The organism is Burkholderia plantarii (genome assembly GCF_001411805.1).
GTDB lineage: Bacteria > Pseudomonadota > Gammaproteobacteria > Burkholderiales > Burkholderiaceae > Burkholderia > Burkholderia plantarii.
On record NZ_CP007212.1, the window covers coordinates 2,624,034 to 2,642,404 of the forward strand.

General features: G+C 69.7%; 18 protein-coding genes. 7 read left to right on the plus strand and 11 right to left on the minus strand.

From position 1 onward, the window contains the following. Window positions 1-28: 28 nt before the first annotated feature. The 5 genes from bpln_RS11155 to mltG are packed head-to-tail and all read right to left on the minus strand — an operon-like array spanning window position 29 to window position 4,346. On the minus strand, window positions 29-760 hold the full coding sequence (locus tag bpln_RS11155) for an ankyrin repeat domain-containing protein (RefSeq protein ID WP_055138839.1): 732 nt from the start codon (window positions 758-760) through the stop codon (window positions 29-31). A 43-nt stretch (window positions 761-803) separates the two neighbouring features. Next, window positions 804-1,583, minus strand: a complete 780-nt coding sequence (locus tag bpln_RS11160) for a TatD family hydrolase (RefSeq protein ID WP_042625244.1) — start codon at window positions 1,581-1,583, stop codon at window positions 804-806. Between the two features lie 42 nt (window positions 1,584-1,625). After that, window positions 1,626-2,654, minus strand: coding sequence for a DNA polymerase III subunit delta' (locus bpln_RS11165; RefSeq protein ID WP_042625245.1), 1,029 nt, complete (start codon window positions 2,652-2,654; stop codon window positions 1,626-1,628). 55 nt (window positions 2,655-2,709) lie between these two features. Then, entirely contained in the window at window positions 2,710-3,330 is a 621-nt protein-coding gene (gene tmk, locus bpln_RS11170; RefSeq protein ID WP_042625246.1) for a dTMP kinase, read from the minus strand. Further along, window positions 3,330-4,346 (minus strand): endolytic transglycosylase MltG, encoded by a 1,017-nt coding sequence (gene mltG, locus bpln_RS11175; protein WP_055138840.1) that lies wholly within the window; start codon window positions 4,344-4,346, stop codon window positions 3,330-3,332. The genes tmk and mltG overlap by 1 nt, the downstream gene beginning before the upstream one ends. Window positions 4,347-4,424: 78 nt before the next feature. On the opposite strand from mltG, the gene ygfZ reads away from it, so the two are divergent. Both ygfZ and bpln_RS11185 read left to right on the plus strand, forming a co-directional pair. Further along, a complete protein-coding gene (gene ygfZ / locus bpln_RS11180; protein ID WP_055138841.1) occupies window positions 4,425-5,456 on the plus strand; it encodes a CAF17-like 4Fe-4S cluster assembly/insertion protein YgfZ in 1,032 nt (343 codons plus the stop codon). Between the two features lie 88 nt (window positions 5,457-5,544). After that, window positions 5,545-6,390, plus strand: a complete 846-nt coding sequence (locus tag bpln_RS11185) for an NRDE family protein (RefSeq protein WP_055138842.1) — start codon at window positions 5,545-5,547, stop codon at window positions 6,388-6,390. Window positions 6,391-6,614: 224 nt separating this feature from the next. Here the strand turns inward: bpln_RS11185 and bpln_RS11190 are convergent, their stop codons facing one another. The 6 genes from bpln_RS11190 to bpln_RS11215 form a co-directional block, all read right to left on the minus strand. Then, window positions 6,615-7,574 (minus strand): alpha/beta hydrolase, encoded by a 960-nt coding sequence (locus tag bpln_RS11190; protein ID WP_055138843.1) that lies wholly within the window; start codon window positions 7,572-7,574, stop codon window positions 6,615-6,617. Between the two features lie 192 nt (window positions 7,575-7,766). Beyond that, window positions 7,767-8,249 carry a PaaI family thioesterase gene (locus bpln_RS11195; protein WP_042625251.1) on the minus strand — a complete coding sequence of 161 codons (483 nt, stop codon included), beginning with the start codon at window positions 8,247-8,249 and terminating at the stop codon, window positions 7,767-7,769. Window positions 8,250-8,515: 266 nt separating this feature from the next. Further along, window positions 8,516-9,694: an acetyl-CoA C-acyltransferase gene (locus bpln_RS11200; protein ID WP_042625252.1), complete on the minus strand. Its 1,179-nt coding sequence runs from the start codon at window positions 9,692-9,694 to the stop codon at window positions 8,516-8,518. 55 nt (window positions 9,695-9,749) lie between these two features. Next, window positions 9,750-10,376, minus strand: a complete 627-nt coding sequence (gene pncA, locus bpln_RS11205; RefSeq protein WP_055138844.1) for a bifunctional nicotinamidase/pyrazinamidase — start codon at window positions 10,374-10,376, stop codon at window positions 9,750-9,752. A 17-nt stretch (window positions 10,377-10,393) separates the two neighbouring features. After that, on the minus strand, window positions 10,394-12,478 hold the full coding sequence (locus bpln_RS11210) for a 3-hydroxyacyl-CoA dehydrogenase NAD-binding domain-containing protein (protein WP_055139511.1): 2,085 nt from the start codon (window positions 12,476-12,478) through the stop codon (window positions 10,394-10,396). Window positions 12,479-12,713: 235 nt separating this feature from the next. Continuing rightward, window positions 12,714-14,417, minus strand: coding sequence for a 3-(methylthio)propionyl-CoA ligase (locus bpln_RS11215; protein ID WP_226993645.1), 1,704 nt, complete (start codon window positions 14,415-14,417; stop codon window positions 12,714-12,716). Between the two features lie 152 nt (window positions 14,418-14,569). Between bpln_RS11215 and bpln_RS11220 the strand changes: the two genes are divergently transcribed. From bpln_RS11220 to bpln_RS11240, 5 genes are all read left to right on the plus strand, one after another. After that, window positions 14,570-16,135, plus strand: coding sequence for a protein adenylyltransferase SelO (locus bpln_RS11220; protein ID WP_055138845.1), 1,566 nt, complete (start codon window positions 14,570-14,572; stop codon window positions 16,133-16,135). Between the two features lie 37 nt (window positions 16,136-16,172). Continuing rightward, on the plus strand, window positions 16,173-16,601 hold the full coding sequence (gene msrB, locus bpln_RS11225; RefSeq protein WP_042625256.1) for a peptide-methionine (R)-S-oxide reductase MsrB: 429 nt from the start codon (window positions 16,173-16,175) through the stop codon (window positions 16,599-16,601). A 122-nt stretch (window positions 16,602-16,723) separates the two neighbouring features. Continuing rightward, entirely contained in the window at window positions 16,724-17,254 is a 531-nt protein-coding gene (locus tag bpln_RS11230; RefSeq protein ID WP_042625257.1) for a septation protein A, read from the plus strand. A gap of 2 nt (window positions 17,255-17,256) precedes the next feature. Further along, window positions 17,257-17,565 carry a BolA family protein gene (locus tag bpln_RS11235; protein ID WP_042625258.1) on the plus strand — a complete coding sequence of 103 codons (309 nt, stop codon included), beginning with the start codon at window positions 17,257-17,259 and terminating at the stop codon, window positions 17,563-17,565. A 25-nt stretch (window positions 17,566-17,590) separates the two neighbouring features. After that, window positions 17,591-18,370 (plus strand): peptidylprolyl isomerase, encoded by a 780-nt coding sequence (locus bpln_RS11240; protein WP_042625259.1) that lies wholly within the window; start codon window positions 17,591-17,593, stop codon window positions 18,368-18,370. The last annotated feature ends 1 nt before the right edge of the window (window position 18,371 follow it).

Consider the following 18,371-nt stretch of genomic DNA (forward strand, 5'->3'; position numbering starts at 1 on the left):
GGCGCGGCAAGCGCCGCGCCCAAAACCGCTATTTTGCACTGTTTTGACCATTGCCCGCATTCGCGGGCCGCGCATCGCCGATCGGCACCGTGCGCTTCGACAAAATCGCGACCGCGTCGGGCGCCTGATAGTGCTTCGCGAACTCGAGCGCGGTCACGCCGACCTGGTTCTTGATGGCCGGATCGGCGCCCTGGTCGAGCAGCAGCGTGACGGTGGTGTCGTGGTTGCCGCGCGCGGCCATCATCAGCGGCGTGGTGCCGTTCGGCGAGCCCGCGTCGATGTAGGCGGACTTGTCGAGCAGGTAGCTGACCACGTCGTCGTGGCCGTTGGTGGCCGCGTAGTGCAGCGCCGTCCAGCCCTTCTTGCTGACCTCGGCGCCCTTGTCCACCAGGTATTTGACGAGCGGCAGGTCGCCGTTGAGCGAGGCCATCATCAGGGCGTTCTCGCCGGCCGGATCGGTCTTTTCCAGATCGACGTTCGGCGCCGCGGCGAGCGCCTCGGCGACCTTGTCGGACTTCTCGCGCGCGGCGATCACGAGCAGCGGGTTGCCGCGCTCGTCGGTCAGGTTCGGGTCGAGCCCATGCTTCAGCTGCTTCGCGATGTCGTCGATGTCGTCGAACTTGACGGCCTTGACGATCGCGTCGCGCGACTCGGCCTGCGCGAGCGGCGCGGCGAGGCCCGCGGCCACGCCGGCGGCGATGACGAGCGCGCGCAGCGCGGCGCCGGGGCGAATCGTGGATGCACCGTGGATCGTTTTCATTGATTTTGGCTCCTTCCCTGGGTGGTTCCGGGCCGGCACCGCGTCAGGCGGCGATGCCGAACAGCCGGAAAAAGTTCTGCGAGGTCGCGGCGGCCAGCGCTTCGTCGCTGATGCCGCGCTGTGCCGCGATAAAGCGTCCGACATAACTGACGTAAGCAGGTTCATTCGGCTTGCCGCGATACGGCACCGGCGCGAGGTACGGCGAGTCGGTCTCGATCAGCAGCCGCTCGAGCGGCACGCGCCGCGCCACGTCCTGCACCTCCTCGGCCTTCTTGAACGTGACGATGCCCGACAGCGAGATGTGGAAGTTCTGCGCCAGCGCGGCCTCGGCCACCGGCCACGGCTCGGTGAAGCAGTGCATCACGCCGCCCGGCAGCGAGGCGCCCTCCTCGGCCATCAGCCGCAGCGTGTCGTCGGCGGAGGCACGGGTGTGGATGATGAGCGGCTTCATGGTCTCGCGCGCGGCGCGGATGTGGGTGCGAAACCGCTCGCGCTGCCACTCCATGTCGGCAAGCGTGCGCTCGCCGAGCCGGTAGTAGTCGAGCCCGGTCTCGCCGATCGCGACCACCTTCGGATGCGCGGCCAGTTCGACGAGTTCGGCGAGCGTCGGCTCCTTCACGTCCTCGTGGTCCGGATGCACGCCCACCGAGGCGAACACGTTGTCATGGCGCTCGGCGATGTCGAGCACCGCCGGCAGCGTCTCCAGGTCGACCGACACGCAAAGCGCGTGCGTGACCTGCTGCTCGCGCATGTTGGCGAGCACCTCGGGCAGGCGCTCGGCGAGGCCTTCGAAATTGATGTGGCAATGGGAATCGACGAACATCTGCGCTTCCTGTCTGGGTTCGGGGTGGGCCGGCGGCCGGCTTCAGGCGTAGAGCGCGCGGTAGCCGAGGAACAGCTCCTCGAACACGAGCCGCGCGTTGAGCGGATGGTTCTCCACCATGCGCTGCCGCGTGACGGTCTTCATGAAGCGCGTGAACGCGTCGGCGTCGAGCGCGGCCGCGCAGCGCGCGAGCGCGTCGCGCTGCGCCGGGAAATAGCGCGGCCGGCCGGCGCTGCGCTCGGCCAGCAGGTCGTAGAGCCAGCGCTGCAGCCAGCCGAGCACGAGCGGCATCGGCAGCTTCTGCAGCGACTCCCCGCAGGCGAACGGGTCGCAGCGCGCGCCGGCCGCCAGCTGCGCGAGCGTCCAGTCGCGCAGCGGCCGGTGCTCGTCGCTCGCCAGCGCGAGCGCGGCGAGCGGCGCGCCGCCGGCTTCGGCCAGCAGCGCGGCCGCGTCGTCCACGCGCTCGGCGGCGAGCCAGGCCACCGCCGCCGCGTGCGAGGGCACCGTCATCGGCCATTGCCGGCAGCGGCTGATGATGGTCGGCAGCAGCCGGTCGAGCCGCGCCGAGACCAGCAGGAACACCACGCCCGCGGGCGGCTCCTCGAGCGTCTTCAGCAGCGCGTTGGCGGCCGCCACGTTGAGCGCCTCGGCCGGGTACAGCACCACCACGCGCGCGCCGCCGCGATGCGAGCCGACCCCGACGAAGTCGAGCAAGCCACGCACCTGCTCGATCTTGATCTCCTTGCTCGGCGTGCGGGTTTTCTTGCCGCCCTCGTCGGCATCGGCCTTCGGTTCCTCGGCCACGGCGCCCGGCGCCTCGCCGGCCAGCGCCTCGGGCAGCACGATCCGGTAGTCGGGATGGTTGCCCTGCCCGAACCAGGTGCAGGCCGGGCAGCTGCCGCACGGCTCGCCGTTGCCCCGCGGCGACTCGCAGAGCAGGCCCTGCGCCAGGTGCTGGGCGAAGCGCAGCTTGCCGATGCCGGCCTGGCCGTGCAGCAGCAGCGCATGCGGCCAGTGCGCGCGCAGCGCCTGCAGCCGGTCCCAGTCGTCGGTTTGCCACGGATAGATCATCGGTATGTCGGCCTTTGGTCGGATGAGCGGGTCGTAGGGGCGCCGGCGGGCGGCATCAGAGCGCGGCCAGCACGCCTTCGAGCTGCCGCTGGATCTGCGCGATCGACTGCGTCGCGTCGACGATCAGGAAGCGGTACGGCGCTTCCTCGGCGCGGCGCAGGTATTCGGCGCGCGTGCGCAGGAAGAACGCCTCGCTCTCGCTCTCGAACTTGTCGGGCGCGCGCACCGCGCCGCGCCGCTCGCTCGCCACCTCGGGCGGCACGTCGAACAGGATCGTCAGGTCGGGCTGGAAGCCGCCCTGCACCCAGCGTTCGAGCGCCTCGAGCTTGTCGCGCGGCAGCCCGCGGCCGCCGCCCTGGTAGGCGAACGTCGCGTCGGTGAAGCGGTCCGAGACCACCCAGTCGCCGCGCGTGACGGCCGGCTCGATCACGCGGGCGAGATGCTCGCGGCGGCTCGCGAACATCAGCAGCGCCTCGGTCTCGAGGTCCATCGGCTGCTCCAGCAGCACCGCGCGCAGCGCCTCGCCCAGCGCCGTGCCGCCCGGCTCGCGAGTCTGCACGACCTGCCGGCCGGTGGGCGCGACCTTCGCGCGCAGATGTTCGCAGAACCGGGCGAGGTGCGTCGTCTTGCCCGCGCCGTCGATCCCTTCGAACGTGATGAATTTTCCACGCGCCATCATTGACCTCGAATGTATTTGTCCACGGCCTTGTTGTGATCCCCCAGCGTGTCCGAGAACACGCTGGTCCCGTCGCCCTTCGCAACGAAGTAGAGTGCCGCGGTCGGGGCGGGGTTCACGGCGGCCTGCAACGATGCCACGCCCGGCAGGGCGATCGGCGTCGGCGGCAGGCCACGGCGCGTGTAGGTATTGTAAGGAGTGTCCATCTGCAAATCCCGCTTGCGCAGGTGTCCGTCGTAGGCGTCGCCGAGGCCGTAGATCACCGACGGGTCGGTCTGCAGCGGCATGCCGATGCGCAGCCGGTTGGCGAACACGGCCGACACGTAGGCGCGGTCGGCCGCGTGGCCGGTTTCCTTCTCGATCAGCGACGCCGCCGTCAGCATTTCGTAAGGTGAACGATAAGGCAGCCCCGGTGCGCGCATGCTCCATGCTTCCTCGACGCGCTCCTGCATCAGCCGGTAGGCGCGACGGTAGACGTTGAGATCGCTCGTCCCCTTGTCGAACAGATAGGTATCGGGGAAGAACAGCCCCTCGCCGCTGCTGCGCGCGACCGCCGCCGCCGGCGCGCCGATCGCGCGCAGCAGTTCGGTGTCGCTCAGCCGCGCCGTGTCGTGGACGAGGGCCGGACTGGCGTCGAGTTCGGCGCGCATGCGCTTGAAGGTCCAGCCTTCGATGACCGTGGCGACATATTCGTTCACGTCCCCGCGCGCGAGCTTCTGCAACACGTCGTATGACGTCACGCCGGACTTGAATTCGTAGTTGCCCGACTTGAGCCGGCCCGACAGGCCGAGCGCGCGCGTCATCGCCTCGAACAGCACCGGCTGCAACGGCACGCCGCCGCGCACCAGCTGCTGGGCCACGCTCCTGACGCTGCTGTGGGGCTTGATCGTGACATCGAGGGTCGGCGTGGCGAGAGTGAGCGGCCGGGTCGACCAGTAATAGCCACTGCCCGCAAGCGCAGCGGCCAGAACGACGGCCGCCGCCGCGAGCGCGGCGCATTTCGAGAGTAGGGACATGCGGAACGAGACCGGGACAAGATCAATATAATACTTGCTTGTCTCCGCCAAAGTCAGGATTGACTGCTCCCCAGTTCCATGAACTCACCGATTGCCAACGGCGCACCGCCCGCCCCGCCCGAATTCGCGCGTCCGCAGGATGCCGAATTCGAGGCCGTCCAGACGCACGGCGCCTATACGCCCCTGCCCCAACTCGGCCTGATCGACGTGGCCGGCGACGACGCGGCGACCTTCCTGCATAGCCAGCTGACCAACGACATCGAGCATCTCGACGCGGCCAGCGTGAAACTGGCCGGTTACTGCTCGCCGAAAGGCCGGCTGCTCGCCTCGTTCCTGGTCTGGCGCACGTCCGGCGGCGTGCAGCTGCTGCTGTCGAAGGAACTCCAGCCCGCCGTGCAGAAGCGCCTGTCGATGTTCGTGCTGCGTGCCAAGGCCAAGCTCGGCGACGCGGGTGCCGAATCGGTCGCGCTCGGTTTCGCGGGCGACGTCCGCGAGGCGCTATCGGGCCTGTTCGACGCGCTGCCCGACGGCGTGCATACCAAGCTCGACGGCCCGGCCGGCACGCTGATCCGGCTGCCCGACGCGGCCGGCCAGCCGCGCTATCTGTGGATCGCGCGCCGCGCGGACGCCGAGGCGCGCGCGGCCGAACTCGACGCGAAGCTCGCGCGCGTGTCGCCGGCGGTCTGGAACTGGCTCGAGATCCGCGCTGCCGAGCCGCGCATCACGCAGCCGGTGGTCGAGCAATTCGTGCCGCAGATGGTCAACTACGACGTGATCGGCGCCGTCAATTTCCGCAAGGGCTGCTATCCGGGCCAGGAGATCGTCGCGCGCAGCCAGTATCGCGGCACCATCAAGCGTCGCACCGCGCTCGCGCACGTCGACGGCGACACCGCCGAGGTGCGGGCCGGCGTCGAGCTGTTCCACAGCGCGGACCCGGGCCAGCCGTGCGGGCTGGTCGTCAACGCGGCGGCCGCGCCGGGCGGCGGCGTCGACCTGCTGGCCGAGGTCAAGCTCGCCGCGCAGGAAGGCGGCAGCGTCCACCTCGGCAGCGCCGACGGCGCGCCGCTCGCGTTCCTGCCGCTGCCCTACGCATTGCCCACCGAAGTCTGAGCACCCGTGCTATCGTGGCGCGCGAAGCTGGCGCGCCGCGCGCGGGTGCCGGCTTCGCGCACCCCGATCCCAGCGAGGGAATCTCCCGATGTGCCTGATCGTATTCGACTGGCAGCCCGAGGCCGACGAGGGCCCGGTGCTGACGCTCACCGCGAACCGTGACGAATTCCTGCGCCGCACCAGTGCGCCGCTGACCTGGTGGGAAGATCTGCCCGGCGTGCTGGCCGGCCGCGACCTCGAAGGCGGCGGCACCTGGCTCGGCGTGTCGCGCGACGGCCGCTTCGCCGCGCTCACCAACTACCGCGCGCCGTTCGACATCCGCGCCGGCGCGCCCACGCGCGGCCGGCTCGTGTCCGACTTCCTCGGCGGACGCAACCTCGCGCCGCTCGACTACCTGCAGCAAATCGCCGGCACGGCCGCGCTCTACAACGGCTTCAACCTGCTGGTCGGCGATTGCCGGCGGCGCGAGCTCGCCTGGTTCTGCAACCGGCCGGCCGAGCCCGACACCGCGCTCGACGCGCCGCTGCTGATCGAGGCCGGCATCCACGGGCTGTCGAACGCGCGGCTCGACACACCTTGGCCGAAGCTCGTCCACAAGCGCAGCGAACTCGGCACGCTGCTGACCTACGAGGCCGCGCCGTCGCTCGACGCGCTGATCGAGATCATGCGCGACACGCGCACGGCCGACGACGACGCGCTGCCGCGCACCGGCATCCCGCTCGAACGCGAGCGCGCGCTGTCGGCCGCGTTCATCGAGACGCCGGAATACGGCACGCGCGGCACCACCGCGCTGCGCGTGACGCGGAAGGAAGGCTCGCGGCTGTCGGTCGAGATCAAGGAGCGCTGCGACGACGACGGCTCGCACCGGATCGTGCGGCCCGGCGCGTTCGAGCGCGCGATGAACTTCGACGTCGCGCTGGGCGGCACGCGCTAGGCGAGCGGATGGGCCGGCGCGCCCCGGTTCAAGGCGCGCCGGAAGCCGTGCGCGCGTGGCGTTCGCCTTGCGCGTATCGATCCGGCCGAATCAAGTGCGGCGCGCGTCAATGCCGTGCCGTTCGCCGGCGCGACCGCGGGCGATGTGACCGGACCGATCACGTCGCCCGACGTCACGCCGCCCGCCAGCCACGCTGCCCATCCGCCCATTCCCCCGCCCCCCGTTCACACCGCGTCGAACGCCTCGCGCAACGCACTCGCCGCATCGGCATGGGCCTGCCGGACCTCGGGCACGTAGCCGCCCATCTTGAAGAACTCGTGGATCATGCCCGCGTAGCGCATCAGCGTGACGGCGTTACCGGCCGCGCGCAGCTTGTCCGCGTAGGCGACGCCCTCGTCCGAGAGCGGATCGTATTCGGCCACGGCGATCCAGGCCGGCGCGACGCCCGCGAACGACGGCGCGCCGCGTTGGCCGTCGAGCGGCGCGAACCGCCAGTCCTCGCGATCGGCCGCATCGGGCACGTAGTGCGAGAAGAACCACTGGATCGTGTTGGCCGTCAACAGATAGCCGCTGGCGAGCCGCGCGTGCGAGGCGGTCTGCTGGTGCGCGGTCACACCGGGATAGATCAGCAGCTGCAGTGCGAGCGCGATGCCGCGATCGTGCGCGAGTACCGCCACGGCCGCGGCTAGCGTGCCGCCCGCGCTGTCGCCGCCCACCGCGAAGCGCGCCGCGTCGAGGCCGAACTCGCTCGCGTGGGCATGCAGCCACACCAGCGCGTCCTCGGCATCGTCGTGCGCGGTCGGGAACGTCGCCTCGGGCGCGAGCCGGTAGTCCACCGCCAGCACCGCGCAGTGCGCGTCGCGCGCGAACATCCGGCACAGCGCGTCGTGCGTGTCGAGGCTGCCGATCATGAAACCGCCGCCGTGATAGTAGACGAGCGTCGCCAGCGGCTCGGCGAGGCTCGGCGCGACCGGCAGATAAAGCCGCGCGCCGATCGTCGTGCCGTCGCGCACCGGCACGCGCAGGTCTTCGACCTCGGCCATCGGCGCGGACGCGATCTCGAGGATCGGCGCGCTGCGTTCGTAGGCGGCGCGCGCGGCCTGCGGCGTCTGGGATTCGTAGGACGGGCGCCGGGCGCGCTCGATCATCTCGAGCACCTGCGCAATGACGGGATTGAGCGGCATTGGTGGGATGGGCAGTGGCGACAGCGGGCAATGATGCCATCGCGCGCGCGGCGCCGCGCGAGCCGGATGATATCGAAATGCCGGCGGTGCGGGACGCGGCGCCCGCGCATCGCACCGGACGCTCCGCGATCACGCGACGATGTCGCCACTCCGCCCAGCCGGGAACAGAATGACGATCGCGACGGCCGCGACTCAGACGTCGCTCGGCCCCGGCGTCGCGCCCGGATCGGTGCGCGTGCGCTGGCGCGCGACGTCGCGGCCCACCGCGAGCCGCTTCATGTACTTGAAGGTGCCGAGCGCCTTGGCGACGAAATTGCCCGCGCTGTCGCGCACCTCGCCCTCGCAGTAGGCCATGGTGGTCGAGCGGTGCATCACGCGGCCATAGGCGCGCAACTCGCCGCGCCCGGGCTGCATGAAGTTGACCTTCATCTCCACCGTGACCACGCCGACGCCGTCGTCGGTCAGGCTGCGCGCGGCCATCGCGAGCGCCACGTCGGCCAGCGTCATCGTCACGCCGCCGTGCGCGATGCTCCAGGTGTTCAGGTGCTGTTCGTCGAGCGACAGCGCGATCTCGCTCGCGCCGTCCCTGGCCGAGACAAGCCGCACGCCGAGCATGTCGACGAACGGGCTTTCGATGGTGGGCGGCGTCTGGCGCGGGGTGCCGGTGGTCGTCATGGCGCTCACCGTGCCGGCCGGGACGAGGGTAAGGACAGCGACGAGGGCTGGGCGTGACCGGCAACGCGCATTGTCGGTTCCTTCGACTTCCACCTGACGATCTGACGAATCATGATGCCTTCTTGCGTAACGGGTCCGAGGGGCGACCAGGGCCAAGCGCGCGGCGCCCGGCGGGTCCAGAGGCGAAGCCTACCAAACTTGCCGCCGCCGCGAAGCGAAGCGTCGCGCGCCGCCCCCGAACGGATCGTCACCGACCGGGGCGCTCCTCAAGCGATCTCGAACAGCCCCGCCGCGCCCTGCCCGCCGCCGATGCACATCGTCACCACCACGAGCTTCGCGCCGCGCCGCCTGCCTTCGATCAGCGCGTGGCCGGCGAGCCGCGCGCCCGACACGCCGTAGGGATGGCCCACCGCGATCGCGCCGCCGTTCACGTTGAGCCGCTCGTTCGGGATGCCGAGCGTGTCGCGGCAGTAGAGCACCTGCACCGCGAACGCCTCGTTCAGCTCCCACAGATCGATGTCGTCCACCGTCAGGCCGGCCTGCTTCAGCAGCTTCGGCACCGCGAACACGGGGCCGATGCCCATCTCGTCGGGCTCGCAGCCGGCCACCGCGAAGCCGCGGAAGATGCCGAGCGGCTGCAGCCCCTCGCGCTCGGCCAGCTTCGCGTTCATCACCACGCAGGCCGAGGCGCCGTCCGAGAACTGGCTCGCGTTGCCGGCCGTGATCACCCCGCCCGGCAGCGCCGAACGGATCTTCGAGACGCCCTCGAGCGTGGTGTCGGGACGAATCCCCTCGTCGGCCGCGAGCGTGACCTCGCGCGTCGAGAGCCGCCCGCTCGCCTTGTCGGCCACGCCGGCCAGCACCGTGATCGGCACGATCTCGTCGTCGAACCGGCCGGCCGCCTGCGCGGCGGCGGCGCGCTGCTGCGATTGCACGCCGTATTCGTCCTGGCGCTCCCTGCCGATGCCGTAGCGCTTCGTGACGTTCTCGGCGGTCTGCAGCATGCTCCAGTAGATCTCCGGCTTGTGCTCCATCAGCCAGCCTTCCTGCAGCATGTGGTGGTTCATCTCGTTCTGCACGCACGAGATCGATTCCACGCCGCCTGCCACGAACACGTCGCCCTCGCCCGCGATCACGCGCTGCGCCGCGAGCGCGATGGTCTGCAGCCCCGACGAGCAGAAGCGGTTGATCGTCATGCCCGGCACCGACACCGGCAGGCCGGCGCGCAGCGCGACCTGCCGCGCGATGTTGGCGCCCGTCGCGCCCTCGGGGTTCGCGCAGCCCATCAGCACGTCCTCGACGCGGGCCGGGTCGAGCCTTGCGCGCGCCACGGCCGCGGCGACCACGTGGCCGCCGAGCGTCGCGCCGTGCGTCATGTTGAGCGAACCGCGCCACGATTTGGCGAGCGCGGTGCGGGCGGTGGATACGATTACGGCTTCGGTCATGCCAGTCTCCTGGTTCGAATTGCTTGTGGACGGAACGCGGCGCGCGCCATGCCGCTCAGAGCGGCGCCGCGTCCGCATGCACGCGGGCGACGCCCGCGCCGTGAAGCGCCTGCCAGGCGCGCGCGAGCGAGCCGTCCAGGTCGATCGCGCGGCACGCGTCGTCGATCACGGCGGCCTCGAAGCCGGCCGCGCGCGCATCGAGCGCGGACCACGCGACGCAATAGTCGGTGGCGAGCCCGCAGCACCAGACGCGCTTCGCGCCAAGCGCCTGCAGATAGGCGGCAAGGCCGGTGGAAGTCGCGCGGTCGGCTTCGACGAAGGCCGAATAGCTGTCGACGGCCGCGTCGAGCCCCTTGCGGATCACGAGCCGCGCGTGCGGGACGTCGAGATCGCGATGCAGCGCGGCGCCGTCGGTGTCCTGCACGCAATGCACCGGCCACAGCACCTGCTCGCCGTAGGGCAGCGTCAGCATCGAGAACGGCTCGCGGCCCGCGTGGTTGGCGGCGAACGAAACATGCGTGCGCGGATGCCAGTCCTGCGTGACCACCACCTGGTCGAAGCGCCGCGCGAGCCGGTTGATCACCGGCACCACCGCGTCGCCGTCGGCCACCGCGAGCGCGCCGCCCGGCATGAAATCGTTCTGCACGTCGATCACGAGCAGCACGTCGTCGGTACGCATCATCGTCTGTTCTCCGCGCGTCAGCCGTTGAAACTCTTGCCGCTCGCCGCCAGCTCGACGATCGACGGCGCGATCCGCCACGCGTCGCCGTTCGCGCCGGCCGCATGGCGCCGCATCGCGCGCTCGACGTTGTAGAGCCCGACCAGGTCGGCATGCAGCATCGGGCCGCCGCGCCAAAGCGGGAAGCCGTAGCCGGTCAGGTAGACCATGTCGATGTCGGAAGCCTTCGACGCGATGCCTTCCTCGAGGATCTTCGCGCCCTCGTTGACGAGCGCGTAGACGAGCCGCTCGACGATCTCGTCGTCGCCGATCGCGCGCCGCTCGATGCCGGCTTCCTTCGAATAGGCCAGCACCATCTCGTCGACCAGCTTCGACGGCTTCGCGCGCCGCTCGCCCGGTTGGTAGTCGTACCAGCCGCCGCCCGTCTTCTGGCCGAAGCGGCCCAGCTCGCAGAGGCGGTCGGCGATCTTCGAATAATGCAGGTCGGGCTGCTCGACGTAGCGGCGCTTGCGGATCGCCCAGCCGATGTCGTTGCCGGCCAGGTCGCTCATGCGGAACGGCCCCATCGCGAAGCCGAACGCCTCGATCGCGCGATCGACCTGCGCCGGCAGCGCGCCTTCCTCGAGCATGAACAGCGCCTGGCGGAGGTACTGCTCGACCATCCGGTTGCCGATGAAGCCGTCGCAGACACCCGACACCACCGCCGTCTTGCGGATCTTCCTGGCGACCTGCATCACGGTGGCGAGCACGTCCTTCGCGGTCTTCGCGCCGCGCACCACTTCCAGCAGCTTCATCACGTTCGCGGGACTGAAGAAGTGCATGCCGACCACGTCCTGCGGGCGCTGCGTGAACGCGGCGATGCGGTCGACGTCGAGCGTCGAGGTGTTCGACGCCAGGATCGCGCCCGGCTTCGCCACCTCGTCGAGCCGGCGGAACACCTGCTCCTTCACGCCGAGTTCCTCGAACACGGCCTCGATGATCAGGTCGGCCGATTTCAGGCCATCGTAGGACAGCGTCGGCGTGATCAGCGCGAGCCGCGCTTCGAGCTTTTCGGCCGTCAGCTTGCCCTTCCTGACCTGTGCCTCGTAGTTCTTGCGGATCGTCGCGAGGCCGCGGTCGAGCGCCTCCTGCTTCGTTTCGAGCAGCACCACCGGCAGCCCGGCGTTGACGAAGTTCATCGCGATGCCGCCGCCCATGGTGCCCGCGCCGATCACGGCGACCTGGCGGATCTCGCGCACCGGCGTGTCGGCCGGCACGTCGGGGATCTTGCTCGCGGCGCGCTCGGCGAAGAACGCATGGCGCAGCGCGCGGCTCTCGGGCGTCTGCACCAGCGCGACGAAGCCCTCGCGCTCGTCGGCGAGCCCCTGGTCGAAGCCGTTCAACACCCCCGACTCGATCGCGTCGATGCATTTGTGCGGCGCCGGATAGTTCGACGCGGCCGCCTTCGCGCTGTTGCGCGCGAACTGGATGAAGCCGGCCGCGTTCGGATGCGCGATCGCGCGGTCGCGCACGCGCGGATGCGGCCCGGACCGCGCGCCCACGCGCCGGCCGAACGCCACCGCGGCGTCAAGCAGGTCGCCCTCGACGATCTCGTCGAACAGGCCGCTCGCGGCCAGCTGCTCGGCGGGCACCGACGCGCCCGAGACGATCATGTTCAGCGCCGTCTCCAGCCCCACCGCGCGCGGCAGCCGCTGGGTGCCGCCGGCGCCGGGCAGCAACCCGATCCTCACCTCGGGCAGCGCCACCTGCGTGCCGGGTGCCGCGATCCGGTAATGCGCGCCGAGCGCGAGTTCCAGCCCGCCGCCCATCACCACGGCATGCACCGCCGCGACCACCGGCTTCGGGCTCGCCTCGACCGCCGCGATCAGCGTGTGCAGGTTCGGTTCCTGCAACGCCTTCGGCGTGTTGAATTCGGTGATGTCGGCGCCGCCCGAGAACGCGCGGCCGGCACCCGTCAGCACGATCGCCGTGACCGAGGCGTCGGCCAGCGCGCGATCGAGCCCCGCCATCAGCGCGGCGCGCGTCGAATAGCCGAGCCCGTTGACGGGCGGATTGTCGAGCGTGAGGACGGCCACGCCGTCGCGAATCGTGTAAGCCACTGCCATCTGTCTGCCTCCATGCGGTTGCGCGAGCCGGGGCGGCGGCGCGTCGTCAGCGTTGTCGGTCATTGTGTTCGCACGACGAGTGCGTCGCACGCAATCGAACCGGGGCAGCATACCTAAAAAAGAACGACCGTTCAATTCACATCGACCCGAAAAAACGGGGCGCGGCGAACCGGGCGGTGCCGGCCGGCCCGGCGCGGTTCGGCGCCGCGCAGTATCGCGGCGGCGCCCCTCGCCCTCAGGCTGGCCCGACCGGTCCCGCCAGTCCCGCCGGCCGCAGCGGCGCGCCTTCGAGCGGACAGTCGCCGGCAACGATGGTCGGCAATACATGCTCGCGGAACATCTCGCGCAGCTTGAGCTTCTGCAGCTTGCCGGTGGCCGTGTGCGGCAGCGCCTCGACGAACACCACGTCGTCGGGCACCCACCACTTCGCAACCTTGCCTTCGTAGAACGCGAGCAGCGCCTCGCGCGTCACCTCGCTGCCAGGCCGGCGCACCACCACGAGCAAGGGCCGTTCCGTCCATTTCGGATGCGCGCAGGCGATGCAGGCCGCCTCGGCCACGCCCGGATGCGCGACGGCGACGTTTTCCAGATCGATCGAGCTGATCCATTCGCCGCCCGACTTGATCACGTCCTTGCTGCGATCGGTGATCTGCAGGAAGCCGTCGCGATCGATGGTGGCGACGTCGCCGGTCGGGAACCAGCCGTCGGCGAGCGGCGAGCCCTCGCCCTGGAAATAGCGGTCGATCACCCATGGTCCGCGCACCTGCAGCTCGCCGAACGCGACGCCGTCCCACGGCAGCTCGCCGCCGTCCTCGCCGACGATGCGCATGTCGATGCCGCAGATCACGCGGCCCTGTTTTTCGAGCGACTGGCGGCGCTCGGCCTCGGGCCGCTGCATCTGCGCCCAGGTGGGCCGCGCCAGCGTGCCGAGCGGCGACAGCTCGGTCATGCCCCAGGCGTGGATCACCTGCACGCCGTAATCGTCCTCGAACGCGCGCAGCATGCTGGGCGGGCATGCGGAGCCGCCGATCACGGTGCGCTCGAGCGTCGAGAAGCGCACGCCGGCCTCGCGCATGTAGTTGAGCAGGCCGAGCCACACGGTCGGCACGCCGGCCGAGCAGGTCACGCGCTCGGCCTCCATCAGCTCGTAGAGCGACTTGCCGTCGAGATCCTTGCCGGGCAGCACCAGCTTCGCGCCGGTGAGCGGCACCGCGTAGGGCAGCCCCCAGGCGTTGACGTGGAACATCGGCACGACCGGCAGCACCGCGTCGAGCATCGACAGCGCCATCGCGTCGGGCAGCGCGGCCGCGTAGGCGTGCAGCACCGTCGAGCGGTGCGAGTAGAGCGCACCCTTCGGATGGCCGGTGGTGCCCGACGTGTAGCAGAGCGACGAGGCCTGGCGCTCGTCGAGCAGCGGCCAGTCGTAGTCGCCGTCCTCGGCGTCGAGCAGCGTTTCATACGCGATCAGCGGCGTGGCGGCCGCGGGCAGGTGCGCCGCGTCGGTCAGCGCGATCCAGCCGCGCACGTTCGGGCACTGCGGCGCGAGCTGGTCGATCAGCGGCGCGAAGTTGAGATCGAACAGGATGAAACGATCGTCCGCATGGTTGACGATATAGACGAGCTGCTCGAGAAACAGGCGCGGATTGATCGTATGACCGACGGCCCCCATCCCGGCGATGCCGAAATATGCCTCCAGGTGCCGGTAGCCGTTCCAGGCGAGCGTGCCGACGCGCTCGCCCGCGCCGACGCCGGCCCGCGTGAGCGCCTGCGCGAGCTGCTTCGCGCGCCGCTCGCAGTCGCGGTAGGTATAGCGGTGGATGTCGCCCTCGATCCGGCGCGACACGATCTCCACGTCGCCGGCATGCCGCGCCGCATGCGTGATCAGCGACGACACGAGCAGCGGTACCTCCATCATCTGGCCCAGCAACGGCGAATTCATCGTCATGCTCATCGTCCAGCTCTCCCGGTTGGATTGTCTCGAGGCCCGACCTGGGTCGGGTCCGCAACCGCAAGCGGCCCGTGCGGCGCGGATTTACAATATCGGCTTGTGTCCCGTTGTTCAACTCGTTGTTTTCAGGAAACGAACCCGCCTTGGCCGCCTCCTTTCCCGCCGCTTTCGCTGTTCCCGCCCTTCCCGACCTGGCCGCCTCGCTCGCCGCGCCGCGCGACGACGCGTTCGTCCGGCTCGGCCCGGCGTTCCTGACCCGGTTGCCCGCGGCGCCGCTGCCCGCGCCCTACGTGATCGGCTGCTCGGACGAACTCGCGCGCGAGCTCGGCCTCGATCCGTCGATCCGGACGCTGCCCGGCTTCGCCGAGCTGTTCTGCGGCAACCCCACGCGCGAGTGGCCGGCCGACGCGCTGCCCTACGCGGCCGTCTATTCGGGCCACCAGTTCGGCGTCTGGGCGGGCCAGCTCGGCGACGGCCGCGCACTGACGATCGGCGAGCTCGAACACGCGGGCCGCCGCGTCGAATTGCAGCTCAAGGGCGCGGGGCGCACGCCGTATTCGCGCATGGGCGACGGCCGCGCGGTGCTGCGCTCGTCGATCCGCGAATTCCTCTGCTCGGAGGCGATGCATCACCTCGGCATCCCGACCACGCGCGCGCTGGCCCTGGTCGGCTCGGACCAGCCCGTCACGCGCGAGGAGATCGAAACGGCGGCGGTGGTCACGCGCGTGGCCGACAGCTTCGTGCGCTTCGGCCATTTCGAGCACTTCTTCGCCAACGACCGGCCCGACCTGCTCCAGCAGCTCGCCGATCACGTGATCGCGCGCTTCTATCCGGCCTGCCGCGACGCGGAAGATCCGTACCTCGCGCTGCTCGAGGCCGTGATGCAGCGCACCGCGCGGATGGTCGCCCAGTGGCAGGCGGTGGGCTTCTGCCACGGCGTAATGAACACCGACAACATGTCGATCCTCGGCCTCACGCTCGACTACGGCCCGTTCGGCTTCCTCGACGGCTTCGACGCCTCGCACATCTGCAACCACACCGATACGCAGGGCCGCTACGCGTACCGCATGCAGCCGCGCATCGCGCACTGGAACTGCTTCTGCCTCGCGCAGGCGCTGCTGCCGCTGATCGGCCGGCAACGCACCGAACTCGACGACGATCCGCGCACCGAGCGCGCCGTGGAAGACGCCCAGGCCGTGCTCGCGCGCTTCCCCGAAACGTTCGGCCCGGCGCTCGAAGGCGCGATGCGCGCCAAGCTCGGCTTCGCGCTCGAGCTGGAAGGCGACGCCGCGCTCGCGAACCGGCTGCTGGAAATCATGAACGGCAGCCGTGCCGACTTCACGCTGACGTTCCGCAACCTGGCGCGCCTGTCGAAGCACGACGCGAGCGCGGACGCGCCGGTGCGCGACCTGTTCATCGACCGCGAGGCGTTCGACGGCTGGGCCGCGCAATATCGCGAGCGCCTGGCCGCCGAGCCGCGCGACGACGCCGCGCGCGCCGAGGCGATGAACCGCGTGAACCCGAAATACGTGCTGCGCAACCACCTGGCCGAGACCGCGATCCGGCGCGCGGCCGAGAAGGACTTTTCCGAACTCGAACGGCTTGCGCGCATCCTGCGCCGGCCGTTCGACGAACAGCCCGAACACGAGGCCTACGCCGCGCTGCCGCCCGACTGGGCGAGCACGCTGGAAGTCAGTTGCTCGTCGTAACGAACGAACGCGCCGCATTCCCAAGGAGAACCCCGCCATGCCCCACGATCAGGACGATCGCAGCTATCCGTACCAGGCCGATGACGCCGAACTGCGCGAACGGCTCACGCCGATGCAGTACGAGGTCACGCAGCACGCGGCCACCGAGCGCGCCTTCACCGGCGAATACACCGACACCGAGGACGCCGGCATCTACCACTGCGTGGTCTGCGACACGCCGCTGTTCGAGTCGGGCGCGAAGTACCACTCGGGCTGCGGCTGGCCCAGCTACTTCAAGCCGCTCGACGGCGAGGTGATCGACGAGAAGATCGACCGCACGCACGGCATGGTGCGCGTCGAGGTGCGTTGCAACCATTGCGGCGCGCATCTGGGCCACGTATTCGAGGACGGCCCGCGCGACAAAACCGGTCTGCGCTACTGCATCAATTCGGCTGCGTTACACTTCGAGCCTGACGCCGGCCGCTGAGCCCAGCCCAGCACCGGCCGACGCCCGCCGCACGAGGTCGCCCCGGCCCGCGCGGCGGGGCCCCGTAACGATGGCGGCCCGGGAGCCCCAGCCCCGGCGCGTGCCACGCAGCCCCGATCACCATGAAATTTCTGTTCGATCTGTTTCCGATCATCCTGTTTTTCGCCGCCTTCAAGCTCTGGGGCATCTTCACCGCGACGGCGGTCGCGATCGTCGCCACGCTGCTGCAGGTCGCCTGGGTGGCCTGGCGCCACAAGAAGGTCGACACCATGCTGTGGGTCAGCCTCGGCGTGATCGTCGTGTTCGGCGGCGCCACGCTGGTGCTGCACGACGAGAAATTCATCCAGTGGAAGCCCACCGTGCTGTACTGGCTGTTCGCGGTGGTGCTGATCGGCGCGCGCTATCTGTTCGGCAAGAACCTGATCGCGAAGATGATGGGCAAGCAGCTGTCGCTGCCCATCGCGATCTGGGACAAGCTCAACGTGGCGTGGGGGCTGTTCTTCGTCGTGCTCGGCGTGGCGAACCTCTACGTCGTCAATCACTACACGCCGTCGCAGTGGGTGAACTTCAAGCTGTTCGGCACCACCGGCGCGATGTTCGTGTTCATCATCCTGCAGAGCCTCTGGCTCGCGAAATACCTCAAAGACGAATGACGATGTCCGACGATTTCCTGAACGCGGCGCCCGACGCGCGCATCGCGCTGATCGAGGCACGCCTCGCCGCCGCGCTCGCGCCCGACGCACTGCACGTCAGCGACGATAGCGCGCAGCACGCCGGTCATGCCGGTGCCTCGGCGGGCGGGCATTATACGGTGACGATCGTGTCCGCCGCGTTTGCCGGCAAGTCGCGCGTGGCCCGCCATCGGCTGGTGTATGATGCGCTCGCCGATGCGATGCAGCGCGGTATTCACGCGCTCGCGATCGTGGCTTACACGCCCGATGAATTCAATGTGTCTTCCCAATAAAGTTTCGTTTCGCTAGGAATTCCCGATGATCCTGAAATCCCCCCGTCTGTGGGTCGCGGCTGCCGCATTGGTCGCCGCACCGGCATTTGCCCAGAACGTTGCCGTCGTCAACGGCACGCCGATCCCGAAGTCGCGCGTCGACGCGATGGTGGCGCAGCTCGTCCAGCAGGGCCAGCAGGACAGCGACCAACTGCGCAAGATGGTGAGCCAGGAGCTCGTCAATCGCGAGATCCTGATGCAGGAAGCGGTGAAGGAAGGCGTGCCGAACCGCCCCGAGGTGAAACAGCAGGTCGCGATCGCGCAGCAGACGGTGGTGCTGCGCGCGCTGATCGAGGACTTCGTGAAGAAGAACACGCCGAGCGACGCCGACATCAAGGCGCGCTACGACGAGCTGACGAAATCGGCCGCCGGCAACGAATATCACCTGCACCACATCCTCGTCGACAACGAGCAGCAGGCCAAGGACCTGATCGCGAAGATCAAGGGCGGCGCGAAGTTCGAGGATCTGGCCAAGCAGTATTCGAAGGATCCGGGCTCGGCGAAGAACGGCGGCGACCTGGACTGGGCCGATCCGAAGTCGTTCGTGCCGGAATTCGCGAACGCGGCGACGCACCTGCAGAAGGGCCAAATGACCGATACGCCGGTCAAGACGCAGTTCGGCTGGCACATCATCCGCGTCGATGACGTGCGCCCGGTGGCCCCGCCGCCGCTCGAGCAGGTCAAGGCGCAGATCTCGCAACAGCTGGTGCAGCAGAAGCTGCAGGCGTTCGAGGAAAAGCTGCGCGCGCAGGCGAAGATCCAGTAAG

Coding starts and splice junctions, on each gene's coding strand:
- bpln_RS11155 (WP_055138839.1), bottom strand. CDS start 760: ATGAAAACGATCCACGGTGCATCCACGATTCGCCCCGGCGCCGCGCTG.
- bpln_RS11160 (WP_042625244.1), bottom strand. CDS start 1,583: ATGTTCGTCGATTCCCATTGCCACATCAATTTCGAAGGCCTCGCCGAG.
- bpln_RS11165 (WP_042625245.1), bottom strand. CDS start 2,654: ATGATCTATCCGTGGCAAACCGACGACTGGGACCGGCTGCAGGCGCTG.
- tmk (WP_042625246.1), bottom strand. CDS start 3,330: ATGGCGCGTGGAAAATTCATCACGTTCGAAGGGATCGACGGCGCGGGC.
- mltG (WP_055138840.1), bottom strand. CDS start 4,346: ATGTCCCTACTCTCGAAATGCGCCGCGCTCGCGGCGGCGGCCGTCGTT.
- ygfZ (WP_055138841.1), top strand. CDS start 4,425: ATGAACTCACCGATTGCCAACGGCGCACCGCCCGCCCCGCCCGAATTC.
- bpln_RS11185 (WP_055138842.1), top strand. CDS start 5,545: ATGTGCCTGATCGTATTCGACTGGCAGCCCGAGGCCGACGAGGGCCCG.
- bpln_RS11190 (WP_055138843.1), bottom strand. CDS start 7,574: ATGCCGCTCAATCCCGTCATTGCGCAGGTGCTCGAGATGATCGAGCGC.
- bpln_RS11195 (WP_042625251.1), bottom strand. CDS start 8,249: ATGACGACCACCGGCACCCCGCGCCAGACGCCGCCCACCATCGAAAGC.
- bpln_RS11200 (WP_042625252.1), bottom strand. CDS start 9,694: ATGACCGAAGCCGTAATCGTATCCACCGCCCGCACCGCGCTCGCCAAA.
- pncA (WP_055138844.1), bottom strand. CDS start 10,376: ATGATGCGTACCGACGACGTGCTGCTCGTGATCGACGTGCAGAACGAT.
- bpln_RS11210 (WP_055139511.1), bottom strand. CDS start 12,478: ATGGCAGTGGCTTACACGATTCGCGACGGCGTGGCCGTCCTCACGCTC.
- bpln_RS11215 (WP_226993645.1), bottom strand. CDS start 14,417: ATGAATTCGCCGTTGCTGGGCCAGATGATGGAGGTACCGCTGCTCGTG.
- msrB (WP_042625256.1), top strand. CDS start 16,173: ATGCCCCACGATCAGGACGATCGCAGCTATCCGTACCAGGCCGATGAC.
- bpln_RS11230 (WP_042625257.1), top strand. CDS start 16,724: ATGAAATTTCTGTTCGATCTGTTTCCGATCATCCTGTTTTTCGCCGCC.
- bpln_RS11235 (WP_042625258.1), top strand. CDS start 17,257: ATGTCCGACGATTTCCTGAACGCGGCGCCCGACGCGCGCATCGCGCTG.
- bpln_RS11240 (WP_042625259.1), top strand. CDS start 17,591: ATGATCCTGAAATCCCCCCGTCTGTGGGTCGCGGCTGCCGCATTGGTC.